The sequence below is a fragment of the Pseudomonas sp. MDT2-39-1 genome (genome assembly GCF_054898085.1).
Window position 1 is genome coordinate 4,718,282 of record NZ_CM142716.1, and the last position, 21,467, is coordinate 4,739,748.

The 21,467-nt window shown below is 59.0% G+C and carries 18 protein-coding genes; 7 read left to right on the forward strand and 11 right to left on the reverse strand.

Annotation, left to right across the window (positions count from 1 at the left end):
• Nucleotides 1-10: 10 nt before the first annotated feature.
• From ACYZTM_RS22025 to ACYZTM_RS22045, 5 genes are all read right to left on the reverse strand, one after another.
• On the reverse strand, nt 11-712 hold the full coding sequence (locus ACYZTM_RS22025) for an ABC transporter ATP-binding protein (RefSeq protein WP_083374874.1): 702 nt from the start codon (nt 710-712) through the stop codon (nt 11-13).
• Nucleotides 713-1,480 carry a high-affinity branched-chain amino acid ABC transporter ATP-binding protein LivG gene (gene livG / locus ACYZTM_RS22030; protein WP_131059282.1) on the reverse strand — a complete coding sequence of 256 codons (768 nt, stop codon included), beginning with the start codon at nt 1,478-1,480 and terminating at the stop codon, nt 713-715.
• Nucleotides 1,477-2,733, reverse strand: coding sequence for a high-affinity branched-chain amino acid ABC transporter permease LivM (locus tag ACYZTM_RS22035; RefSeq protein WP_461984640.1), 1,257 nt, complete (start codon nt 2,731-2,733; stop codon nt 1,477-1,479). The genes livG and ACYZTM_RS22035 overlap by 4 nt, the downstream gene beginning before the upstream one ends.
• Entirely contained in the window at nt 2,730-3,653 is a 924-nt protein-coding gene (gene livH / locus ACYZTM_RS22040; protein ID WP_007947264.1) for a high-affinity branched-chain amino acid ABC transporter permease LivH, read from the reverse strand. Before livH ends, ACYZTM_RS22035 begins: the two co-directional genes overlap by 4 nt.
• Nucleotides 3,654-3,885: 232 nt before the next feature.
• The gene (locus ACYZTM_RS22045) at nt 3,886-5,013 is read right to left on the reverse strand and encodes a branched-chain amino acid ABC transporter substrate-binding protein (RefSeq protein ID WP_131059284.1); all 1,128 of its coding nucleotides are present in this window, start codon (nt 5,011-5,013) and stop codon (nt 3,886-3,888) included.
• A 339-nt stretch (nt 5,014-5,352) separates the two neighbouring features.
• Here ACYZTM_RS22045 and ACYZTM_RS22050 point away from each other — a divergent pair, with 339 nt between their 5' ends.
• Entirely contained in the window at nt 5,353-5,658 is a 306-nt protein-coding gene (locus tag ACYZTM_RS22050; protein ID WP_461984643.1) for a DUF2288 domain-containing protein, read from the forward strand.
• Between the two features lie 303 nt (nt 5,659-5,961).
• Here the strand turns inward: ACYZTM_RS22050 and ACYZTM_RS22055 are convergent, their stop codons facing one another.
• Nucleotides 5,962-8,163: a hypothetical protein gene (locus tag ACYZTM_RS22055; RefSeq protein ID WP_131059286.1), complete on the reverse strand. Its 2,202-nt coding sequence runs from the start codon at nt 8,161-8,163 to the stop codon at nt 5,962-5,964.
• Nucleotides 8,164-8,360: 197 nt separating this feature from the next.
• On the opposite strand from ACYZTM_RS22055, the gene ACYZTM_RS22060 reads away from it, so the two are divergent.
• Nucleotides 8,361-9,257 (forward strand): NAD(P)-dependent oxidoreductase, encoded by an 897-nt coding sequence (locus ACYZTM_RS22060; protein WP_461984645.1) that lies wholly within the window; start codon nt 8,361-8,363, stop codon nt 9,255-9,257.
• On the opposite strand, the gene ACYZTM_RS22065 is transcribed toward ACYZTM_RS22060, so the two are convergent.
• Nucleotides 9,148-11,430, reverse strand: a complete 2,283-nt coding sequence (locus ACYZTM_RS22065; RefSeq protein WP_461984647.1) for a putative bifunctional diguanylate cyclase/phosphodiesterase — start codon at nt 11,428-11,430, stop codon at nt 9,148-9,150. The genes ACYZTM_RS22060 and ACYZTM_RS22065 overlap by 110 nt on opposite strands.
• A 131-nt stretch (nt 11,431-11,561) precedes the next feature.
• Complete coding sequence (locus tag ACYZTM_RS22070) at nt 11,562-11,927, reverse strand: YkgJ family cysteine cluster protein (RefSeq protein ID WP_131059288.1); 366 nt, start codon at nt 11,925-11,927, stop codon at nt 11,562-11,564.
• A gap of 372 nt (nt 11,928-12,299) precedes the next feature.
• Here ACYZTM_RS22070 and ACYZTM_RS22075 point away from each other — a divergent pair, with 372 nt between their 5' ends.
• Nucleotides 12,300-13,649 (forward strand): spinster family MFS transporter, encoded by a 1,350-nt coding sequence (locus ACYZTM_RS22075; RefSeq protein ID WP_461984650.1) that lies wholly within the window; start codon nt 12,300-12,302, stop codon nt 13,647-13,649.
• A gap of 88 nt (nt 13,650-13,737) precedes the next feature.
• Here the strand turns inward: ACYZTM_RS22075 and rapA are convergent, their stop codons facing one another.
• Nucleotides 13,738-16,584 (reverse strand): RNA polymerase-associated protein RapA, encoded by a 2,847-nt coding sequence (rapA, locus tag ACYZTM_RS22080; RefSeq protein ID WP_461984652.1) that lies wholly within the window; start codon nt 16,582-16,584, stop codon nt 13,738-13,740.
• A 218-nt stretch (nt 16,585-16,802) separates the two neighbouring features.
• Between rapA and ACYZTM_RS22085 the strand changes: the two genes are divergently transcribed.
• From ACYZTM_RS22085 to ccoM, 3 genes are all read left to right on the forward strand, one after another.
• Nucleotides 16,803-17,144 (forward strand): aspartate-semialdehyde dehydrogenase, encoded by a 342-nt coding sequence (locus ACYZTM_RS22085; protein ID WP_131059291.1) that lies wholly within the window; start codon nt 16,803-16,805, stop codon nt 17,142-17,144.
• 72 nt (nt 17,145-17,216) lie between these two features.
• Nucleotides 17,217-17,378, forward strand: coding sequence for a hypothetical protein (locus ACYZTM_RS22090; RefSeq protein ID WP_007935839.1), 162 nt, complete (start codon nt 17,217-17,219; stop codon nt 17,376-17,378).
• A 144-nt stretch (nt 17,379-17,522) separates the two neighbouring features.
• Nucleotides 17,523-17,636 carry a cytochrome c oxidase subunit CcoM gene (ccoM, locus tag ACYZTM_RS22095; protein ID WP_010462558.1) on the forward strand — a complete coding sequence of 38 codons (114 nt, stop codon included), beginning with the start codon at nt 17,523-17,525 and terminating at the stop codon, nt 17,634-17,636.
• A 223-nt stretch (nt 17,637-17,859) separates the two neighbouring features.
• Here ccoM and ACYZTM_RS22100 read toward each other — a convergent pair whose 3' ends face one another.
• Together ACYZTM_RS22100 and ACYZTM_RS22105 are read right to left on the reverse strand one after the other, a co-directional pair.
• A complete protein-coding gene (locus tag ACYZTM_RS22100; RefSeq protein ID WP_131059292.1) occupies nt 17,860-19,335 on the reverse strand; it encodes an inorganic phosphate transporter in 1,476 nt (491 codons plus the stop codon).
• Nucleotides 19,336-19,712: 377 nt separating this feature from the next.
• A complete protein-coding gene (locus ACYZTM_RS22105) occupies nt 19,713-19,913 on the reverse strand; it encodes a hypothetical protein (protein WP_007935837.1) in 201 nt (66 codons plus the stop codon).
• A 690-nt stretch (nt 19,914-20,603) separates the two neighbouring features.
• Between ACYZTM_RS22105 and pcaR the strand changes: the two genes are divergently transcribed.
• On the forward strand, nt 20,604-21,446 hold the full coding sequence (gene pcaR / locus ACYZTM_RS22110; protein WP_010462552.1) for a pca regulon transcriptional regulator PcaR: 843 nt from the start codon (nt 20,604-20,606) through the stop codon (nt 21,444-21,446).
• Nucleotides 21,447-21,467: the final 21 nt, after the last annotated feature.

Below are 21,467 nucleotides of genomic sequence, written 5' to 3' on the forward strand. Positions count from 1 at the left end.
CCGCAAAGACTCAACCACCCAGATACGCTTCACGTACTTTCGGATCAGTCAGCAGTGCTTCGCCAGTGCCTGTCATCACCACCCGGCCGTTCTCCAGAACGTAGGCACGGTCGGCAATTTTCAGCGCCTGGTTGGCGTTCTGCTCTACCAGGAACACGGTCACGCCATCCTTGCGCAGCTGTTCGATGATGTCGAAGATCTGCTGGATGATGATCGGTGCCAGGCCCAACGATGGCTCGTCGAGCAGCAGCAGCTTGGGTTTGCTCATCAGCGCACGGCCAATGGCGAGCATTTGCTGTTCGCCGCCGGACATGGTGCCGCCGCGTTGGGCAAAGCGTTCTTTCAGGCGTGGGAAAAGCCCGAGAACCTTGTCCATCTGTTCCTGATAATCGCCCTTGTTGGTAAAGAATCCGCCCATGGACAGGTTCTCTTCCACGGTCAGACGGGCAAACACCCGACGACCTTCCGGCACCACCGCGATGCTTTTACGCATGATCTGCGAGGAGTCCTGGCCGACGAGTTCCTCACCCATGTAGCGGATGCTGCCGCTGTGGGCTTGCGGCGAACCGCAGAGGGTCATCAGCAGGGTCGACTTGCCGGCACCGTTGGCGCCGATCAGGGTCACGATCTCGCCCTGACGGACTTCGACGTTGACGCTGTGCAGCGCCTGGATCTTGCCGTAGAAGGTGGAAACGTTTTCGAATTGCAGCATTTACGCTTCCCCCAGGTAGGCTTTGATCACTTCGGGATTGTCGCGGATCTGTTCCGGTGTGCCGTTGGCCAGGGGCGTGCCCTGGTTGATCACGACGATGTGGTCGGAAATGCTCATGACCAGTTTCATGTCATGTTCGATCAGCAGCACGGTGACGTTGTGCTCTTCACGCAGCATGCTGATCAGCGCCTTCAGGTCCTCGGTTTCCTTCGGGTTCAGGCCGGCGGCCGGTTCGTCGAGCATGAGGATCCGCGGGCGGGTCATCATGCAGCGGGCGATTTCCAGACGACGTTGCTGACCGTAGGCCAGGGTGCCGGCCGGGCGGTTGGCGAACTGCGTGAGGTTGACCTTCTCCAGCCAGAACTCGGCGAATTCCATGGCCTCGCGCTCGCTTTTGCGGAACGACGGGGTCTTGAACAGGCCGGACAGGAAGTTGGTGTTCAGGTGACGGTGCTGGGCGATCAAGAGGTTCTCGACCGCGGTCATGTCTTTGAACAACCGTACGTTCTGGAAGGTCCGCACCACGCCTTTGAGGGCGATCTTGTGGCCCGGCAGGCCTTCTATCGGTTCGCCGTCCAGCAGGATGCTGCCGCCGCTCGGCTTGTAGAAGCCGGTCAGGCAGTTGAACACGGTGGTCTTGCCCGCACCGTTGGGGCCGATCAGCGCCACGACCTGTTTTTCGTGCACGGTCAGGGCCACACCGTTGACCGCCAGCAAGCCGCCGAAGCGCATGCTCAGATTTTCGACTTTAAGGATCTCGCGGCTCATTTGCGCAGCTCCATGTGAGGACGTTGCATGGGCAGCAGGCCTTGAGGACGCCAGATCATCATCAGCACCATCAAGGCGCCGAACATCAACATGCGGTACTCACTGAACTCACGCATCATTTCAGGCAGCAGGATCATCACCACGGCCGCGAGGATCACGCCCAGCTGCGAGCCCATGCCACCCAATACGACGATGGCGAGAATGATCGCCGACTCGATGAAGGTGAACGACTCCGGTGTCACCAGGCCCTGACGGGCAGCGAAGAAGCTGCCGGCAAAACCGGCGAAGCTGGCGCCCAAGGTGAAGGCCGAGAGCTTGATGACCGTAGGATTGAGACCCAGCGCACGGCAGGCGATTTCGTCTTCACGCAACGCTTCCCAGGCACGCCCCAGCGGCATGCGCAGCAAGCGGTTGATGACGAACAGCGCGCCAAGGGCCAGCAACAGGGCAACCAGGTACAGGAAAATTACCTTGTTGATCGAGTTGTAAGCGATGCCGAAGTACTCGTGGAACGTCTGCATGCCTTCGGCCGCTTTACGTTCGAAGGTCAGGCCGAAGAACGTCGGCTTCTCGATATTGCTGATGCCGTTCGGGCCACCGGTGAGGCCGGTCAGGTTACGCAGGAACAGACGGATGATTTCACCGAAGCCCAGGGTCACGATCGCCAGGTAGTCACCGCGCAGGCGCAGTACCGGGAAGCCGAGCAGGAAGCCGAAGGTGGCCGCCATCAGGCCGGCGATCGGCAGGCAGATCCAGAAGCTCAGGCCGTAGTAGTGCGACAACAGCGCATAACTGTAGGCACCGACGGCATAGAAACCGACGTAACCCAGGTCGAGCAGACCGGCCAGGCCGACCACGATGTTCAGGCCCAGGCCCAGCATCACGTAGATCAGCACCAAAGTGGCGATATCCACCGCACCGCGAGAGCCGAAGAACGGCCAGACCAGGGCGCCGGCGATCAACGCAATGATGATCCAGCGCTGAGTGGTCGGCAGGGTCAGGAAGTTACTGGCCTTGGCCGGCATCAACGGCATGTTGGGCGAAGAACGCCAGGCCGAGCTGATCTGCTGATCGAACAGCACACGCAGGAACATCAGGACCGAGCACACGGCGATGGTGATCAGTGTTGCATTGCTGGTGCCATGGACTTCGAGGTTGATGCCGACGATGGTCAGCTTCAGACCCAGTACCGGGTAGGCAACTGCCCATACCAGCAAGGCGCTGAACAACGCCTGTTTAAGATTCCTAGTCATACTTTCTCAACCTCCGGACGGCCCAGCAGGCCGGTTGGCCGGAACAACAACACCAGAACCAGTAGACCGAACGCCACAACGTCCTTGTACTGGTCGCCGAAGATATCGGCACCGAAAGCTTCCGCGACACCGAGCACCAGCCCGCCGAGCATGGCGCCGGGGATGCTGCCGATACCGCCCAGTACCGCGGCAGTGAAGGCCTTGAGGCCGACGAGGAAACCGGCGTTCGGGTTGATCACGCCGTATTGCATGCTCAACAGCACAGCCGCGATGGCCGCCAGTGCAGCACCGATGACGAAGGTCAGGGCGATGATGTTGTTGGTGTTGATACCCAGCAGGTTGGCCATCTTGATGTCTTCGGCGCAGGCACGGCAGGCGCGACCCAGACGAGAGCGGGAGATGAACAGCGTCAGGCCGAGCATGGCGACCAGGGTCACCACGAACACCACGATTTGCATGTAGGAAATCAGCACTTCATGTGCGCCACCTGGCCCGAAGGCAAAGTTGCCCGGAATCAGGTTGGGGATGGATTTGTCCTTGGAGTCTTGCGCGAGCAGAACCGTGTTCTGCAGGAAGATCGACATGCCGATGGCGGAAATCAGCGGGATCAGACGGTTGCTGCCGCGCAGGGGGCGGTAGGCGATCCGTTCGATGCTGTAACCGTAGGCACTGGTCACGACAATGGTCGCGAGGAAAGCGGCAGTCATCAACAGCGGAACACTGTCGAGTCCCAGCATGGCCAGCCCGGCGATGGCGATGAACGCCACGTAGGAGCCGATCATGTACACCTCGCCGTGGGCGAAGTTGATCATTCCAATGATGCCGTAAACCATCGTATAGCCGATGGCGATCAGGGCATACGTACTGCCAATGGTCAGACCATTAACCAGTTGTTGGAAAAAGTGATAGATGTCAGGCATTACAGCGCTCCTAAAAACCTGATACGCATTTCACTGGTGGAGTCATTTTCCCGCTCGAGCCCCGTGGATCTGCATCCACTTCGAACGCGAGGTTTGCCAGCGAACCGCTGATGACGGTTTTGAGATTTTCAGGTGGGGAGACTGGCGGATCACGCCAGCGCGGCCCTATACGTTCGTAAAACAAAGCCCACGGCACGCCGTGGGCTTTATTGGCAGTCAGTTTGGCCGCGCCTTACTGAGGTTTTGCTTCAGTTTTAGGTTTGCCGAAGTGCCACTCGTAAACCACAAATTTGAAGTCTTTCAGGTCGCCCTTGTCGTCGAAGGCCAAGTCGCCGGTAGGCGTCTTGAAGGTGCCTGCGTGGATGGCAGCAGCCACTTTGGCAGTGTCTTCGGACTTGGCGGCCTTGATGCCGTCGGCAATCACGGTCACAGCCGAGTAGGCCGGGAACACGAACGGACCGCTCGGGTCTTCTTTCTTCGCTTTGAACGCATCAGCCAGGGCGATGTTGGCCGGATCCTGGTCGAAGGATTTCGGCAGAGTTACCAGCAGACCTTCGGAAGCGTCCTTGGCGATCTGCGAAATCGAGTCGTTACCCACGCCTTCCGGACCCATGAACTTGGCTTTCAGGCCTTTTTCCTGTGCTTGACGCAGGATCAGACCCAGCTCCGGGTGGTAGCCGCCGTAGTAGACGAAGTCAACGTTGGCTTGCTTGAGCTTGGCGATCATCGAAGAGAAGTCTTTGTCGCCGGCGTTGATGCCTTCGAACACGGCAACCTTGACGCCTTTGCCTTCCAGTGTGGTTTTAACGGCGGTGGCGATGCCTTCACCGTATTGCTGTTTGTCGTGCAGAACAGCAACGATCTTCGGTTTTACGTGATCGGCGATGTAGTTACCGGCGGCAGGGCCCTGGGCGCTGTCCAGACCGATGGTGCGGAACACCATTTTGTAACCACGGGCGGTGATGTCCGGGCTGGTGGCAGCCGGGGTGATCATGATCACGCCCTCGTCTTCGTAAATGTCCGAAGCCGGTTGAGTGGAGCTGGAGCACAGGTGACCGACCACGAACTTGACGCCGTCGTTGACGACTTTGTTCGCGACCGCTACCGCTTGTTTTGGATCACAGGCGTCATCGTATTCAACGGCGACCAGTTGCTTGCCGTCTACGCCGCCTTTGGCGTTGATCTGTTCGATGGCCATTTTGGCGCCACTGAACTGCATGTCGCCGTATTGGGCTACAGGGCCGGTTTTAGGGCCGGCGATGCCGATCTTGATGGTGTCAGCTGCGAACGAATGGCTGGCAACCCCGGCCAGAACCATAGCGGCAAACAGTTTGGAAATCTGCTTAGTAGCCTTAGTCATAGTGCTCCACTCTTACTGTTGTAGTTTTTATAGTCCTGGCGCCGTAGCAGCAGAACCGGGTCAGATATCTTCGATATCCTCCGGAAAATGCCCCCGGCAACTGTACCGGTACAGTGTAGAGCGCCAATTGTGGGCCTGGGAAGCTGGCGCCAGGGGGCAAAACCTGAGGGTGTCGCTTTATTGAAAGAAAAAGACAGAATGGCGGCGGGGGTTATAGCTGAAATATCAGCAATCCTTGGCTTTCCTGCTGTTTTCAATCGGTAACTCAATTGCATCCGGGTTTTTCTGCCAGACCACCAACGTTATGATTACGTCGATTTTCTTTTCCGGACAGCGCCCATGAATCAAGAACCTAGCACCCTCTATGCCAAGCTGCTTGGTGAAACCGCATCTATTACCTGGAAGGAGCTTGAGCCGTTCTTCGCCAAGGGTGCCCTATTGTGGGTCGACCCCGGTCTGGATTTGATTGCTGCAGCGGAGGCAGTCGCGACTGACGAAGGCGAGAAAGTGGCTGCCTGGCTGGCCGCCGACAAGGTCGCCAAGCTGTCTGAAACGCGGGCGCTGGATCTTTTCGAGCGCGATCCGGAGCTGTGGGCAGTGGTCGTTTCGCCGTGGATTCTGATCCAGGAAAGGGCGACGAGCTGACTGCCTGCACTTTGTTGGTGCGCTTGGTCGGCGACTAAAAGTGTGTAGGTGAGTAGCGTGATGGCACGTTGCCGTAGAGAAAGGCCACAGAAGGGTCTTGGCGAGGGTGACGTAAACGTAACGGGAACAGTTTATTGAGCAGCCTTTGGGCTGCTTAATTGTTTCTGAATGTTGGGATTTGTGGTGAAACTGATGCCGCTTTCGCGAGCAAGCCCGCTCCCACATTTGATCGCAATCCCTTTGGGGGAACTCGATCGAATGTGGGAGCGGGCTTGCTCGCGAAGGCGGCGACGTGGTGTCACGTCAGACCGAGAACGTCTTGCCAGTATGGTTATTCAGCGAAATAACCTTGGTCTTGCCAATCCGGTGACGGTAGATCTCACGCAGGTACTTGATCGCCTTCTTCACGCAGTCACGCGACAAACGGATGTCGTTGATCGAGACAAACTTGTCCTTGTCGTTGATCAGCTCGCGGTACTTCTTCTCGTACATCGGTTTGATCGCGTACCAGTTGGTGTCGAGAATCTTCGCCGGGTTCTCGAACTCATTGAGCAAGTCGTCGATCAGGTCTTCGTCGAAGTCTTCATTGATGATGAAGTCCAGGATCGAGTTATCCAGCGTGTCGTCGAACCGGTACGGGTTCTTCGCGAAGCAGCGCTTGATGAACGCCACGATCAGCGTCAGGAAGTCGTCCGACAGGCACGGGCTCTTGGCGATCAGGGTGGTCAACGACAAGTTGGCCGAAGCGCCGATCACCAGCGCGTAACGCTTGAGCGTGGTGTTCGGGAACAGGCTGTTGAGGTGGGTCTTCAACCGGTTCAGGTCCATGTAGGACAGCTTGTAGTCTTTGGGCAACGAAACAATCGACACCACCGACGAGCAATTCTTGAAGAAGTGCAGGTCGTGCAACGCGGCCGCGTCATAACCGGAATTCTTGTACTGCTCCAGCGAAGCGCGATAGCGCTTGGACTCGATCGGCAACAGGCTGATGCCTTCGATCGCCTGGGTCACTTTGTTGAAGTGCGGCAAGTCGATGGAGCGGAAGAACAAGTCATCGATGTTCAGGCGCTGTGGCTCTTTCTCGAACACCTTGAACTTGTCGCTGCTCGGCGGCGGGGTTTCCGGTACCACGGACTCGGCGTAGGCAATCGCCACCGGGCCGGCCAGACTCATGAACAGGTCGTTGGCGTCGAGGCGAATGGTTTCGCCGATGTCGATGCCGGCACGACGGAAATAGTTCTGGTCGTAGTCAGTCGTGACCGCTTGCGCCGTCAGAATGTTGAAGATCTGCTGCGAGATGTATTGGTTGGCGTGCTTTTCCATCGCGTTGACGTCGATGTTCTGGATGTTGCCATCATCGCTTTCTTCGGCATAACGCATGATGTCGTTGGAGATCAGCATCATGGCGTTCCATGGGCGGATACGGCCCATGACGCTGGCTTCGCTGCTGTCTTCGTTGGCGAAGTTGTAGGAGAAGTCCCACTCTTCCGACAGGTATTTGCACAACAAGCGACCGGCGTTGATGTGCAGCGCCTCAGACATTTCACTGCGGTGGTCGGAAATGTTCGGCAGCACGCAAATGCCGCTGGTGAAGATCGGCTCGAAGACGAACGAATGACCACTCTTGCCGTCGTGTTCATCCATCGGCTTGGTGTCGAACGTCTTGTTCATGTACGAGTGCTGCTGGGCGAGGCCGAATTCCGAGGCCATGCCCGAACCGGTACCGCCGCCGGCACTGAAGATCGAGAAATACAGGCGCGACTGGTTGGCCTTGATCCCGCAGCTGTCGATCAGGTACGAGTGGATCATTTTCCAGTCAGGGCTGGAGAAACGCTGGGTGTCCTTGTTCAGGATGATCTTGGCCAGGTACTGACCGAGGATCGGCGCGTTACCGGCGCCACCGGCGTGGACTTCCGACAAGTCCATGATCTTCATTTTGCTGTAGTCGCGCAGGAAGCCGCTTTTTTCGCCCTTGCGCGAGAAGCGGATGCGACCGGCGATGTCTTTGTCCAGGTCGCCGAGCATCACCAGCGGCTCGACCAGGAACACCGGTTTGGTGGCCTTGTTCGGCCCCAGGCGCAGGTTGTTGCGGATCCACTGCGCCGGGCTGTAACCCTTTTCGGCGTAGCGTTTGTCCGGCGACAGACGGTCTTCGTTATTGAATTCGTTGAGGTAGAACTTGCGGGCGTTGTACACCAGTTCCGCGACGTCCAGCGCAATGTTGGAACCGCAACGTCCCAGGCCGATCAGGCACACCGAGGGGAATTCCTGGTCGTTGTGTTGTTCGTTGTCGCCTTCCAGGTGCGGTGGGCGCGGAAACACCATGTCGCGCAGGCCATCGAGGTTATCGAGGATGCGGTCGGTATTGGTTTCGGTGAAATACAGGTATTGCTGACTGGCCAGCGGACGCGACGGGATCAATGGCTTCGACGATGAGGGGCTGTTCGCCGCGGGGCTCAGTGTCAAATCGGAAACCGTAGTGGCCGGATTATTTTTAGAAGTCATTGGGCGCCATGTACCTGGGCTGGTTAGCTCGCCGACACGGTGTCGTCGAACCTTCACGGAATAGGAACTCGCGACTTTTTTAGCGCGTATTTTGCCCAAGCGTCAGGGTCAAAGCCTGAGCATCGCTCGGGGGAATCCTTTCCTTAGTCATGATGAATCGGCCAATATTCGGCGATCTTTAATCAAAAGGAGGCTAAATGATGTCAACCCTACCTTCGTTGAGTTTCGCCGGAATTGGCCTGATGGGCTTGCCCATGTGCCGGCGCCTGTTGGCGGCGGGGTATCCGCTGACGGTGTGGAATCGCAATCCGGCCAAGTGCGCAGCGTTGGTCGAGGCCGGCGCCCGGCAAGTGGCGACAGCGGCTGAACTGGGTCAGCATGCCGATGTGGTGATGGTGTGCCTGGCGGACACGGCGGTGGTGCGCGAGGTGGTTTTCGGCCCGGTCGGCATTGCCGAGGGGGCGAAAAGTGGCCAGTTGCTGGTGGATTTTTCCAGTCTGGAACCTACCGCGACGCGGGAAATGGCGTCGGCGCTTGTCAGCCAATGCGGCATGCGCTGGCTGGACGCTCCGGTGTCCGGCGGGGTCGTCGGCGCCGAGGTCGGCAGCCTGGCGATTATGGTCGGCGGCGAAGCGGCAGACCTTGAGCGAGTCCGGCCGGTGCTGTTGAACCTCGGTCAACGGGTGACTCACATGGGCGGAATCGGCGCCGGGCAGGTGACCAAGGCCTGCAATCAGATGATCGTCGCCTGCAATGCGCTGGTGATTGCTGAAGTGGTGGCGCTGGCCGAGCGTTCCGGGGTCGACGCCAGCCTGATCGCCGAGGCGCTGGCGGGAGGTTTCGCTGATTCAAGACCGTTGCAGATCCTTGCCCCGCAAATGGCCGAGAGTCGTTTCGAACCAGTGAAGTGGCACGTGCGCACGCTACTCAAGGACCTCGACACCGCAGTGAAATTCTCCCGCGAACAGGGATCAGCCACGCCGATCAGCGGATTGGCCGCACAACTGATGCGCCTGCATGGGGGCCAGGGCTTTTTGGAAAAGGATCCGTCGACGTTAGTGCAGTTGTACCGCAAGCCAGGCTCAGAGGACTGACACTGCGTGCGTGTTTGCGCTGATTGATGTCCTCCAGTACCGCATGCAACTCGGCCATAGGCACCGGACGGCTGAGCAGGTGGCCCTGAACGAAGTCGCAGCCCAGGCGTTCGAGAAAGTCATATTGCTCGGACGTTTCGACGCCCTCGCTGATGACCTGTAAATGCAGGGTGTGGGCCATGATGATAATAGCGTGGACGATCTCCATGTCCTGGGTGGCCTTGGGGACGTCCTGGATGAACGAGCGGTCGATTTTCAGTGTGTTCAGCGGCAGGCGCTTGAGGTAGGCCAGGGATGAATAACCAGTGCCGAAGTCGTCGATCGACAGTGAGACCCCGAGGGAGCGGATCTGCTTAAGCAGCACCAGGGTGTTGGCGAGGTTGCCCATCAGCGCGTTTTCGGTCACCTCCAGTTCCAGCCGGTGCGGCGCCACCCCGGCGATGCGCAGGGCATTTTCGATTTCATCGGCCAGATCCTCGCGGGCAAGGTTCAGCGGCGAGCAATTCACGGCGATCTTGAGGTCTTCACGGCCCTGGCGGGACAGCTCGCCAAGGTCCTCGCAGGTCTTGCGCAACACCCAGTTGTTCAGTTCGGCGATCAGGCCGTTGGCCTCGGCAATGGCAATGAATCGATCCGGTGCCAGCAACCCGTGAACCGGGTGTTGCCAGCGAATCAGCGCTTCGAGTTTGGTGACTTGCCCGGTTTTCAGCTCATAGATCGGTTGGTAATAGAGGATCAATCCGTCGTCATTGCGCAGGGCGTGCCGCAGTTCTTCTTCGAGTTGCAGCTCCAGCGTGGCACGGGTTTTCATGTGTGGGCTGAAAAAATGCAGCCCATTGCGGCCGCTGCCCTTGGATTGGTACAGCGCCAGGTCGGCGTTTTTCAGCAGCTCCTCGCAGGTCGTGCCATCCTGCGGAAACACGCTGATGCCGATGCTGGTGGTCATGACCATGCTGCGTCCGGCCAGCTCGATGGGCTCTTTCATCTTCAGCATGATGCGCTGGGCCATGTGCCGCGCTTCTTCACGGTCATGCAGCCCAATGAGGATGCAGAACTCGTCCCCGCCGAAGCGCGCCACCACCTCGTCGTTACTGCGCACCGAGGCCTTGATATGGCTGGCCAGAACCTTGAGCAATTCGTCGCCGGCGTCATGGCCAAGGCTGTCGTTGATCCGCTTGAAGTGGTCGATGTCGAGGAATATCACCGCCAGCATGCCGCCTTCGTTAGTCTTCTCGAGCAGCTTTTCGGAGAAAATCTGGTTGAAACCACGGCGGTTGATCAGGTTGGTCAGTGCGTCGTAGTGCGCCACCTTTTGCAGCGACAGGCGCGCCTGATCCAGCTGGCCGAGCAGGGTGTTGACCCGCTGCAGGTCGCATTCCTTGTGTTGCAGCTTCTTGTCGGCGAGTGCCGCGCTGATGCTGCTGCCGATGATCAGCAACGTCATCATCGCCACCGTCAATCCCAGTTGCAGGTGATTGTTGTCGCCTGGCAGCGGCTGGAGGCTATCGATGGGAAGCACCAGGTTGAGCGCCGCCATGCCGGTGAAATGCATGCTGACGATACCGGCCCCGAGTACTAGGCTGGCGGTGTATTTAAGCAGTTGATGAGCCACGCCGCTGCCTTCGCGCAGGTGACGGGAAATCAACAGGGCGGCCAGGCTGGCGCCAATCGCGATCACGATGGAGAGGACGAACAGGCCGGGGTCGTAATAGGCCGTCGCATTCGACCGCATGGCGGCCATTCCTACGTAGTGCATGGTCGCGATACCCAAACCGATCCACACCGCGGCCCGCAGGGTTTGCCAAAAACTCGGATGAGGATGGCTGAGGGTGTGCATCGCCAGCCACGAGGCGGTCAATGCAAATAACAGAGAGATCAGGGTGATGGGCAACTGGTAATGGATTTCGATCGGCGCCTGGAACGCGAGCATGCTGATGAAGTGCATGGCCCAGATCCCGCCCGCCAGGCACGCGGCACCAATCCAGCACCAGAGACGCTGGGACGCGGGTTTTTCGGCATGGCCGACCCGTTCGGTGATGTCCAGTGTGGCGAAGCCGGTCGCACAGGCAACCACATAAGCCAGCAACACCAAAAAGGGGTTATGGGCGCAATTGAGTATGACCTGGCCGGTTTCTGGCAGTTGGGTCGTGAAATATAAAGCAGGCCACTCCATCGGACGCCCCGTATTTATCCAGCCGACACCATGTCCCCTGGCGAATGTGTTGGAGTATAGAGCTCATACAAAGAGTGCAAACGGTAGTGGCCTATTGCTGCTAATGATTTTGTAATTACTCGTGCACAGCCTTAGGCGATCTGCTCATAAGGGAACTCGAGTTCCGGTTGCAGGGCCGGTAGTCCGAACGCTGCCCGTGCCGCATCGCAATCCACGTTTGCCTCGCCATTGGCCCAGGAGGCGTCGAACTCGCGGCAGGTGCTGGAACGCTGATCGTAAATCGAGCACTGCACGGTGCTGCCGACTTCGCCGACCAGCCCGACACAGCGGGTGGGTTTGCAATCGGTGCCCAGCATGGCCACCCGGCTGGGGCTGATGGGCGCGACAAGGTCGTCAGGCACCGTCCCCCCGGCCGAGGTGCATTCACCCCAGAAAAAAGACACGCGAAAATGAGAACAGCAGGCACCGCAATTCAGACACGGACTGGCTTCGGACATGGGCGATAATCAAAGGAGGGATGGGGGGCAAGGTGAGGCAGACAAGGCCGCTATTCTAGGCTTCGCCTTGGGCTTGGGAAGGGGGGGCGAAGGTATTTTCAAGGTGACCAATGGCGAGAAATACCTGCCTTGCAAATCCCTTGTGGGAGCGGCGGTGCGGCGATCCGACTTGCTCGCGAAAGCGGGGGATCAGTCACCCTCTCTATTGAATGTAGTGCCCTCTTCGTGAGCAAGCCCGCTCCCACAGGTGGCGCATGACGCCATGGGCTGGTATCAGCATTACGAATAATTACAGACAGCTTTGGCGGGCCTGACTAAATTGGAGGTTCCGGGGACAGCGAGGCCCCAATAACAATAAAAGAGACGGACCCCATGCAGAACTCGACCCAAGCGGCGAATGCCTGGCGCATTCTGTTCCTGTTGTTCCTGGCCAATCTGTTCAACTTCTTCGATCGCACCATCCCGGCCATCATCATCGAACCGATCCGCATGGAATGGCACCTCAGCGACTTTCAGCTGGGGATCATCGGTACTGCATTCACCATCGTTTATGCGATTGCCGGCCTGCCGCTGGGGCGAATGGCCGATACCGGCTCGCGCAGCAAACTGATGGGCTGGGGCCTGGCGGCGTGGAGCGGCCTGACGGCTGTCAACGGGCTGGTGGGCAATTTCTGGGCGTTCCTGATCGTGCGCATGGGCGTAGGCATCGGCGAAGCCAGTTACGCACCGGCGGCCAACTCGCTGATCGGCGATCTGTTTCCGGCTCACCGTCGTGCGCGGGCGATGGGCATTTTCATGCTCGGCCTGCCACTGGGCCTGCTGCTGGCGTTCTTCACCATTGGCGCAATGGTCAAGGCTTTCGACAGCTGGCGTGCACCGTTCTTCATCGCGGCGGTGCCGGGGCTGATCCTGGCGATCTTCATGTTCTACATCAAGGAGCCGAAACGCGGCGCCGCGGAGAGCGTGCAAGTCTCCCAGGAGCGCATCGACCGGCCGATCCGTCGCGTGCTGGCCGTGCCGACCTTCCTGTGGCTGGTGATGGCGGGGCTGTGTTTCAACTTTGCCACCTATGCCTGCAACTCGTTTCTGGTGCCGATGCTGCAGCGTTACTTCCTGATGCCGTTGCAAGAAGCAGCGGTGGCGACCGGGGTGATCGTCGGCGTGACCGGGTTGTTCGGGTTGACGCTCGGTGGCTGGGTCGCCGACAAGATTCACCAGCGGGTGGCCAATGGGCGACTGCTGTTCGCGGCGTTCAGCCTGATCATCTCGACCGTGTGTACGGCGTGGGCGCTGCATGCCGGGCGGATCGAGATCGGGGTGTTCGTCGCGATATTCAGTGTGGGATGGCTGTTCGCTTACAACTTCTACACCTGCGTTTACACGGCGATTCAGGACGTGGTCGAACCGCGTTTGCGGGCCACGGCGATGGCGCTGTTCTTTGCCGGGTTGTACTTGCTGGGCGGTGGTTTGGGGCCGGTGGTGGTGGGCGGTTTGTCCGACCACTTCGCGCACACGGCGATGGCCGCGGCGGGCGTCGAGCAGATGACCGAGGCGTTCAAGGCGGTCGGGTTGCATGACGCGATGTATTTGATCCCGGTGGCGCTGTTTTTCACCATGGTGTTTTTGTTCCTGGCTTCGCGGTGTTTTGTTCGGGATGCGAAGCGGATGAAGGATGGGTTGGTGGCTGTGAGTGAACCTGGGATTACGGTGGCGAACGCATAATCGCCATCAGCAACACCACAACAATCAGGCAGACAAAAAGGCCCGCATCGCTGCGGGCCTTCATTTTTAGCAGAGTGGAGCAGGGGAGTTAACCCGCCACCAACACCCGAATCGCTTCCAGTCGCAACGCAGCCTTGTCTAGCATGGCCAGCCCCTGTTCGCGCTGCTTGCGCAAGGCGACCAGTTCGCTGTCACGCACGGTCGGGTTGACCGCTTGCAACGCGGTCAGGCGCGCCAGTTCTTCGTCGGTATCGGCCGCCAGACGACGTTGCGCTTCGGCAACCCGTTCGGCGTGACGCGGGAAGATTTTCTCTTCGCCCGCGTTGATCCGTGGCGTCAGTTGATCGCGCTGAGCCTGGATGAACTTGTTGGCGCTGGCACGGGGCACGCTTTCCAGTTGGTCGTTCAAGGTCTCGAACGACACCCGGGCCGACAAGTCATTGCCATTGGTGTCGAGCAGGCAGCGCAGGGCGGCCGGCGGCAGGTAACGGCCCAATTGCAGCGAACGCGGCGCAACCACTTCGCTGACGTAGAGCAGTTCCAGCAACACGGTGCCAGGTTTCAGCGCCTTGTTCTTGATCAGCGCCACGGCGGTGTTGCCCATAGAACCGGACAGCACGAGGTCCATGCCGCCCTGCACCATCGGGTGCTCCCAGGTGATGAACTGCATGTCTTCGCGAGACAGCGCCTGGTTACGGTCGTAAGTGATGGTCACGCCTTCGTCGTCGCCCAGCGGGAAGCTGGCGTCGAGCATTTTTTCGCTCGGCTTGAGGATCAGGGCGTTTTCCGAATGGTCCTCGCTGTCGATGCCGAAGGCGTCGAACAGGGTTTCCATGTAGATCGGCAGGGCGAACTGATCGTCTTGCTCGAGAATGTCCTCGACCAAAGCATCACCTTCGCCAGCGCCGCCGGAGTTGAGCTCCAGCAAACGGTCACGGCCGGTGTGCAGCTCGGCTTCCAGACGCTGACGCTCGGCGCGGGCCTCGTCGATCAGCGCTTGCCACTCGCCATCGTCGGCATTTTCCAGCAGCGGCAGCAGGCGCGGGCCGAACTGATGCTGCAAGGCGTTGCCGGTCGGGCAGGTGTTGAGAAACGCGTTCAGCGCTTCGTGGTACCACTGGAACAGGCGCTCTTGCGGGCTGGTTTCCAGGTACGGCACGTGCACCTGGATGATGTGTTTCTGGCCGATCCGGTCCAGACGACCGATACGCTGCTCCAGCAGGTCCGGGTGCGATGGCAGATCGAACAGCACCAGGTGGTGCGAGAACTGGAAGTTGCGACCTTCACTGCCGATTTCCGAGCAGATCAGCACTTGTGCGCCAAACTCTTCGTCGGCGAAGTAGGCCGCGGCGCGGTCGCGCTCAAGGATGTTCATGCCTTCATGGAACACCGTGGCCGGAATCCCGGAACGCACGCGCAGGGCGTCTTCCAGGTCCATGGCGGTTTCGGCGTGGGCGCAGATCACCAGCACTTTGGTGCGCTTGAGCATTTTCAGCTGATCGATCAGCCACTCGACGCGCGGGTCGAATTTCCACCAGCGTTCTTCTTCGTTGGCGTCCGGCTGGGCCTGGAAGCTGACTTCCGGGTACAGCTCGGCATGATCGCCCAGCGGCAGTTCGAGGTATTCGTCCGGGCACGCCAGCGGGTACGGATGCAGTTTGCGCTCCGGGAAACCTTGCACGGCGGCGCGGGTGTTACGGAACAGCACGCGGCCGGTGCCGTGGCGATCGAGCAGTTCACGGACCAGACGGGCGCTGGCTTCGATATCGCCATCGTTAACCGCCGCCAGCAAGGCTTCGCCTTCGTTGCCGAGGAAACCGTGAATGGTCTTGTGCGCTTCCGGCGACAGGCGCCCCTTGTCCAGCAGCTCCTGAACGGCTTCGGCCACCGGGCGATAGTTTTCGCTCTCGGCGCGGAAGGCGTGCAGGTCATGGAAACGGTTCGGGTCAAGCAGGCGCAGACGCGCGAAGTGGCTGTCCTGGCCCAGTTGTTCCGGGGTCGCGGTCAGTAGCAACACGCCGGGAATGACTTCGGCGAGTTGCTCAACCAGCGAGTACTCCGGGCTGGCTTTTTCTTCGTGCCACACCAAGTGGTGCGCTTCGTCGACGACCAGCATGTCCCAACCCGCGGCGAACAGCGCATCCTGGGCTTTCTCGTCGTCTACCAGCCACTCAAGTGCAACCAGCGCAAGCTGAGTGTCTTCGAACGGGTTGGCGGCATCGCTTTCGATAAAGCGTTCTTCGTCGAACAGCGCGACTTGCAGGTTGAAGCGGCGGCGCATCTCGACCAGCCACTGGTGCTGCAGGTTCTCCGGAACCAGGATCAGCACGCGGTTGGCGCGGCCCGAAAGCAGTTGGCGATGGATGATCAGGCCGGCTTCGATGGTCTTGCCCAAGCCCACTTCGTCGGCCAGCAAAACCCGCGGGGCAATGCGGTCGGCGACTTCACGGGCGATGTGCAGCTGGTGCGCGATCGGTTGCGCACGCACGCCGCCCAGGCCCCAGAGCGAGGATTGCAACTGGCGGCTGGTGTGTTCCAGGGTGTTGTAGCGCAGGGAGAACCAGGCCAGTGGGTCGATCTGCCCGGCGAACAGACGGTCGCTGGCCAGCCGGAACTGGATGAAGTTCGACAGCTGGGTTTCCGGCAGGGTGACCACTTCGTTCTGCGCGTTGAGGCCGTGGTAGACCAGCAGGCCGTCGACGTCGTCGACTTCCTGGACGGTGAGTTTCCAGCCTTCGAAGTGAGTGATCGAGTCACCCGGCGAAAATCGCACGCGGGTGAGGGGCGCATTCCGTAGCGCGTACTGGCGAGTCTCGCCAGTGGCCGGATAGAGCACGGTCAACAAGCGGCCGTCCTGTGCCAGAACGGTGCCTAAACCCAGCTCGGCTTCGCTGTCACTGATCCAGCGTTGCCCCGGTTGATACTGCTGCGCCATGCTGCCTGACTCCCACCTTGAAAAAGCGGGCTATCTTAACGGAATGAGGGCTTCAGGGCCAAAGGACTCTCATAAAAACTCGCAGTCTTACGTTAGCCCAGTGATGCGATGCTTGCAGGTCGGGGCACCAATCGGTGCCAAACCGGTCACAGTTTGCGACCGATGGCTCAAGTCGCCATCCCCGCAGCCGACAGCCTGCTGACAGGAGACTGATAATTATGCTGCCACCGATGCTCCCCTTGAGTGCCGTGCCGATCACTTCACAGCAGGACCCGATCCGCCAGCGCCCTGACATTCCGCCTGTGGTGCCGGTGCAGGAAAGCTCCAACGAAAGCACCATCGACCTGCAACAGCGTGATCCCGAGGAAGCGGCTTTTCAGCTGCGTGAGGAACAGCGTCGCAAGCAGGAGCGGGACAGGCGTCGCCGTGAAGCCGATGAAGATCCGGAGGAGCATCTGGCGGTTCCGGGTGTCGAGCTCAATGCCGACAATACCGTGCCGGTGGCGCCGTTGATGGAAGATCAGCCGCGGCAGGGGTTGTGGGTCGATATCCAGATTTGAGGTTGTGGCTGGTCAGCGCTGCCGTGAGACCGCATTATTGCTAAAACCCTGCCATACGATGTACTGAGCACCATGAGCCAAGATGACAAGCTGATTGACCTTAACTCTGAACGCGCCAAGCGGGTTCATGACCTTAATGAAAAGCGTCTGAATGAAGTGCGTCAGGCGTTTGAGCAGGCGATGCCGTTGGGTAAAGCCAAAAAGAAGCCGAAGAACAAGCCGAAAAAGCGCTGAAACACCCTGCATCCTTTGATGCAGGTCAGTTATTCCCCCTCCTTTACGCCCTGTCTCGGGCGACATTGATCCCGGTCAATTTTTTCTCCTGCCTGATTGGTTAACTTAGCCCTATCGCAACAGGGCAAGTGCAGGAGAGCCGTCATGTTTTTTGACAACGTGGTGATCGCCGGAGTGCTGACAGTTGGCCTCATGGTTCTGTTTTTCGCAGGGTTTGGATTTTTTATCTGGAAGGATTCGCATAAGCGTAAGCCGTAGTTCTTTCTGGATGTAATGAGCACGCAAGGCATTTCGGGCAACTTCGGTTGCCCTTTTTTTTGCCCGCGATTTGGTGGTGGGGATCCCCTTGTAGGAGCGAGGCTTGCCCGCGAAGGCGTCCTCACGGCCAACCAATCTCTTTAAATAGACCGGGAATGCCGAAATGCCGGCCATAAAAAAGGCGCGAACCTCACGGAACGCGCCTTTCTATTGCAGCGATGGATCAGCTGCCCAGTGCCTTCGACGCCAGCCAGAACAGGCCGGCCGACAGGGCCACTGTCGCTGGCAGGGTCAGGACCCAGGCCAGCAGGATGGTTCTGACGGTGCCGCCTTGCAGGCCGCTTTTGTTGGCGACCATGGTCCCGGCCACGCCCGAGGACAGGACGTGGGTGGTGGACACCGGCAGGCTGAAAATGTTGGCCATGCCGATCAGGGTCGCGGTAGTGATCTGTGCCGACATGCCTTGGGAGTAAGTCATGCCCTGCTTGCCGATCTTCTCGCCGATGGTCAGAACCACGCGTTTCCAACCGACCATGGTACCCAGGCCGAGGGCCAGGGCGACCGCCAGAATCACCCAGAACGGGGCGTATTCGGTGGTGGTGGTCAGGTCTTTGCGCAGCTTGTTCAGGTCAGCCTTTTCACGGGCGTGGAGGCCTGGCAGCTTGCCGACTTTCTTCGCCGTGTCGTCCAGGCAGAGCAGGTAGCGACGCACTTCGATGCGGCTATCCGGCGTCAGCGAGTGGTAATCCGCAACACCTTTAAGGGTGCCGAGGAGGGCGGTGATGGTCGGTTCGGTCTGTTGCGGGTTGCAACGGAATTTCTCCGGCAGATCGCCTTCCACGCTTTTGCCCAGGGCCAGGTATTCACCCAGCGTATCGGCATTGCGCTTGTAGAACTGGCTCAGGTGCAAGGTCGCATCGCGAGTCCGCTCGATCTGGTAAGTCGTGCTGCCCAGGTCGAGCACGAACTGCGCCGGCACGATACCGATCAGCACCAGCATGATCAGGCCGATACCTTTCTGGCCATCGTTGGAGCCGTGCACAAAGCTCACGGCCATCGCCGAAATCACCAGCACCAGGCGATTCCAGAACGGCGGGTGTTTCTTGTCATCGATCTTGCGGCGCTGTTCCGGCGTCTTGTGCATCTTCGACAGCGGACGCCACCATTTAAGGCCGATCAATATCAGGGCTGCAACCAGGAATCCGGCCATCGGCGAGAACACCAGGGACGCACCGATATCGATCGCCTTCTGCCAGTTCACGCCATCAGCCAACGGAATGTCGTTGATCAACGCGTTGGCCAGGCCGACACCGAGGATCGAACCGATCAGCGTATGGGAGCTTGAGGCCGGGATACCGAAGTACCAGGTGCCCAGGTTCCAGGTGATGGCAGCGGCGAGCAGCGAGAACACCATGGCCAGCCCGTGACCGGTGTTCACATTGATCAGCAGCTCTACCGGTAGCAGGTGGACGATGGCATACGCCACGCCGACGCCGCCCAGCAGCACGCCGAGGAAGTTGAACACACCGGAAAAGAACACCGCCAGGTGAGGCGGCATGGCTTTGGTGTAGATAACGGTGGCCACCGCGTTAGCGGTGTCATGAAAGCCGTTGATGAACTCGAAGGCGAGGACAAAGGCCAGGGCGAGCAAGAGGCTCACAAGCACCCAAGCATCCAGTCCGCTGAATAAATCGATCATGAAGGTTTTCTGACCCGGTCATAAGGGGGCGCGATTATGCCAGAAAAGACTGCTAATCGATGCACTAGGTGCTCATCGGTAACATTCTTCAACGAATTAGTTTGTGCCGATAGCCTATCCCCCAGCTTTTCACCGGGTTTTGCAAGTCATTGAATTCAGATGAAAAGGCCGCAGCCACAAGGGCTTCTCTCGTGAGGTCGAGAGGCTTGAACGCTTGTGTGAAATATCTGAGAAGAGGGTCAGGCACATGCCATTTGCCTCAACCATAGGGTGAGGTGGCCGCTGCCCGCTTGTAGCGGGCGCAAAAGGCATCATCCATACAACCCGCTTTTAACAGGTGCAGATGCAGACCCTTGAAAGAATTCAGGTCGGGGTGATCAAGGCTCTTCGGCTTTGAGTTCCTTTTCCATCTTCTGCAATTCCTGGGTGAATGCCTGATCCTGAACGGTGGCGCGTTTACGCCAAGGCTTGCGTTCGGGTTCGGGCTGAGCGGCGTAGGTGGTGACTTCCCCGCCGTAAACTTCCTTGTAACGTTGTTCCTGGCGCTCAAGTTCCGCGCGCAGTTCGTCTTTCGTCACAGTGCTACCTGTATGAGTTGAGATAAATTCTGGTGAAACGCGCTGCATGGAATCAATTGACCACACTCGTCGAAAGGACAATGCCCGACAAAGGCATCGTTTTTTACGGCGTGCGAACAATACTTCCATGTTGCAGGCGGCCACGGCACCAGAGAAAAACAGCTGACGTAGCATCAGTTACCTGTTCCAGCGAGCGCATTGGCGGAGCATATGAAATGAGCGTCAAGCGCTTGCTGCAGACAGCGACGATAGAATACCGGGCTGCCGAGTAGCGGAATCGGCACGTAAAAACCGCTTCGCCACTGAGGTGCATTATAGCGGTCGATCCGAAGAACACTATCTCTTGAGAGTTAAAAGTAGTTCTATCTGTGTGATTGTTTTGTTACTCGTAACTTTCATCGGTAACTAGGGCTGCGATGATGTCACATTGCGACGATGTCTTTCTGACGCCATAAAGTCGAACAAGTTAACCCCATTACATCGCGCCTTTAAGTCAGCGACCCAACATGAATAAAAGCATGTAGCGGGCACTGCGAAAATCAGCGTGTGCAGGGTTGGCAGTGCCCGTGGTGCCGATTGCGATTATCGGTCGATGGTTCGATAATCGCCCAATCTTGCGGTCTGTGGCTTGTGTGCAGGACCCGAAGCCGCTTGTAATAGCCGCTGATCCGTGTAGGAAAAGGACCTGATATGAACGATCAAATGCGCAATTCCTTCGCTTCAGTGGCGCCGCCGATCGTGGCCTCGCCAGCCAAGCGAATCCAGGCCTTGACCGGCGACCCGGATTTCATGACATCCCTGGCCAGGGGGTTGGCGGTGGTGCAAGCATTCCAGGAGCGCAAGCGACACCTGACCATTGCCCAGATCAGTCACCGCACGGAAATTCCACGCGCCGCTGTGCGACGTTGCCTGCACACCCTGATCAAACTCGGCTACGCCACCACGGACGGTCGCACCTATTCGCTGCTGCCCAAAGTGCTGACGCTCGGCCATGCCTACCTGTCCTCGACGCCGTTGGCGGTTTCCGCTCAGCCGTATCTGGACCGCATGAGCGAGCAACTTCACGAGGCCTGCAACATGGCCACGCTGGAGGGCGACGACATTTTATACATCGCTCGCTCGGCGACCACTCAGCGCCTGATTTCCGTCGACCTGTCGGTGGGCGGACGATTGCCGGCCTATTGCACCTCCATGGGCAGGATTCTTCTCGCGGCACTGGATGACACTTCGCTGCGCGAATACCTCGACCATGCGGAGTTCCAGGCGAAGACCAGCCGCACCTTGCACACCCCCGAGGCGTTGCTCGAATGTTTGCAGGAAGTGCGGCAGCAAGGCTGGTGCATCGTCGATCAGGAACTGGAGCAAGGCCTGCGCTCGATTGCCGTTCCGGTGTACGACGCTTCCGGCCAGGTGGTGGCGGCGCTCAACGTCAGTACCCACGCCGGGCGGGTCAGCCGCAACGAGCTGGAGCAACGTTTCCTGCCGGGCTTGCTGAGTGCCAGTCGCGACCTCAGCGCTCAGTTGTTTGCCTAAGCTGTTCGATAAACGCACAGA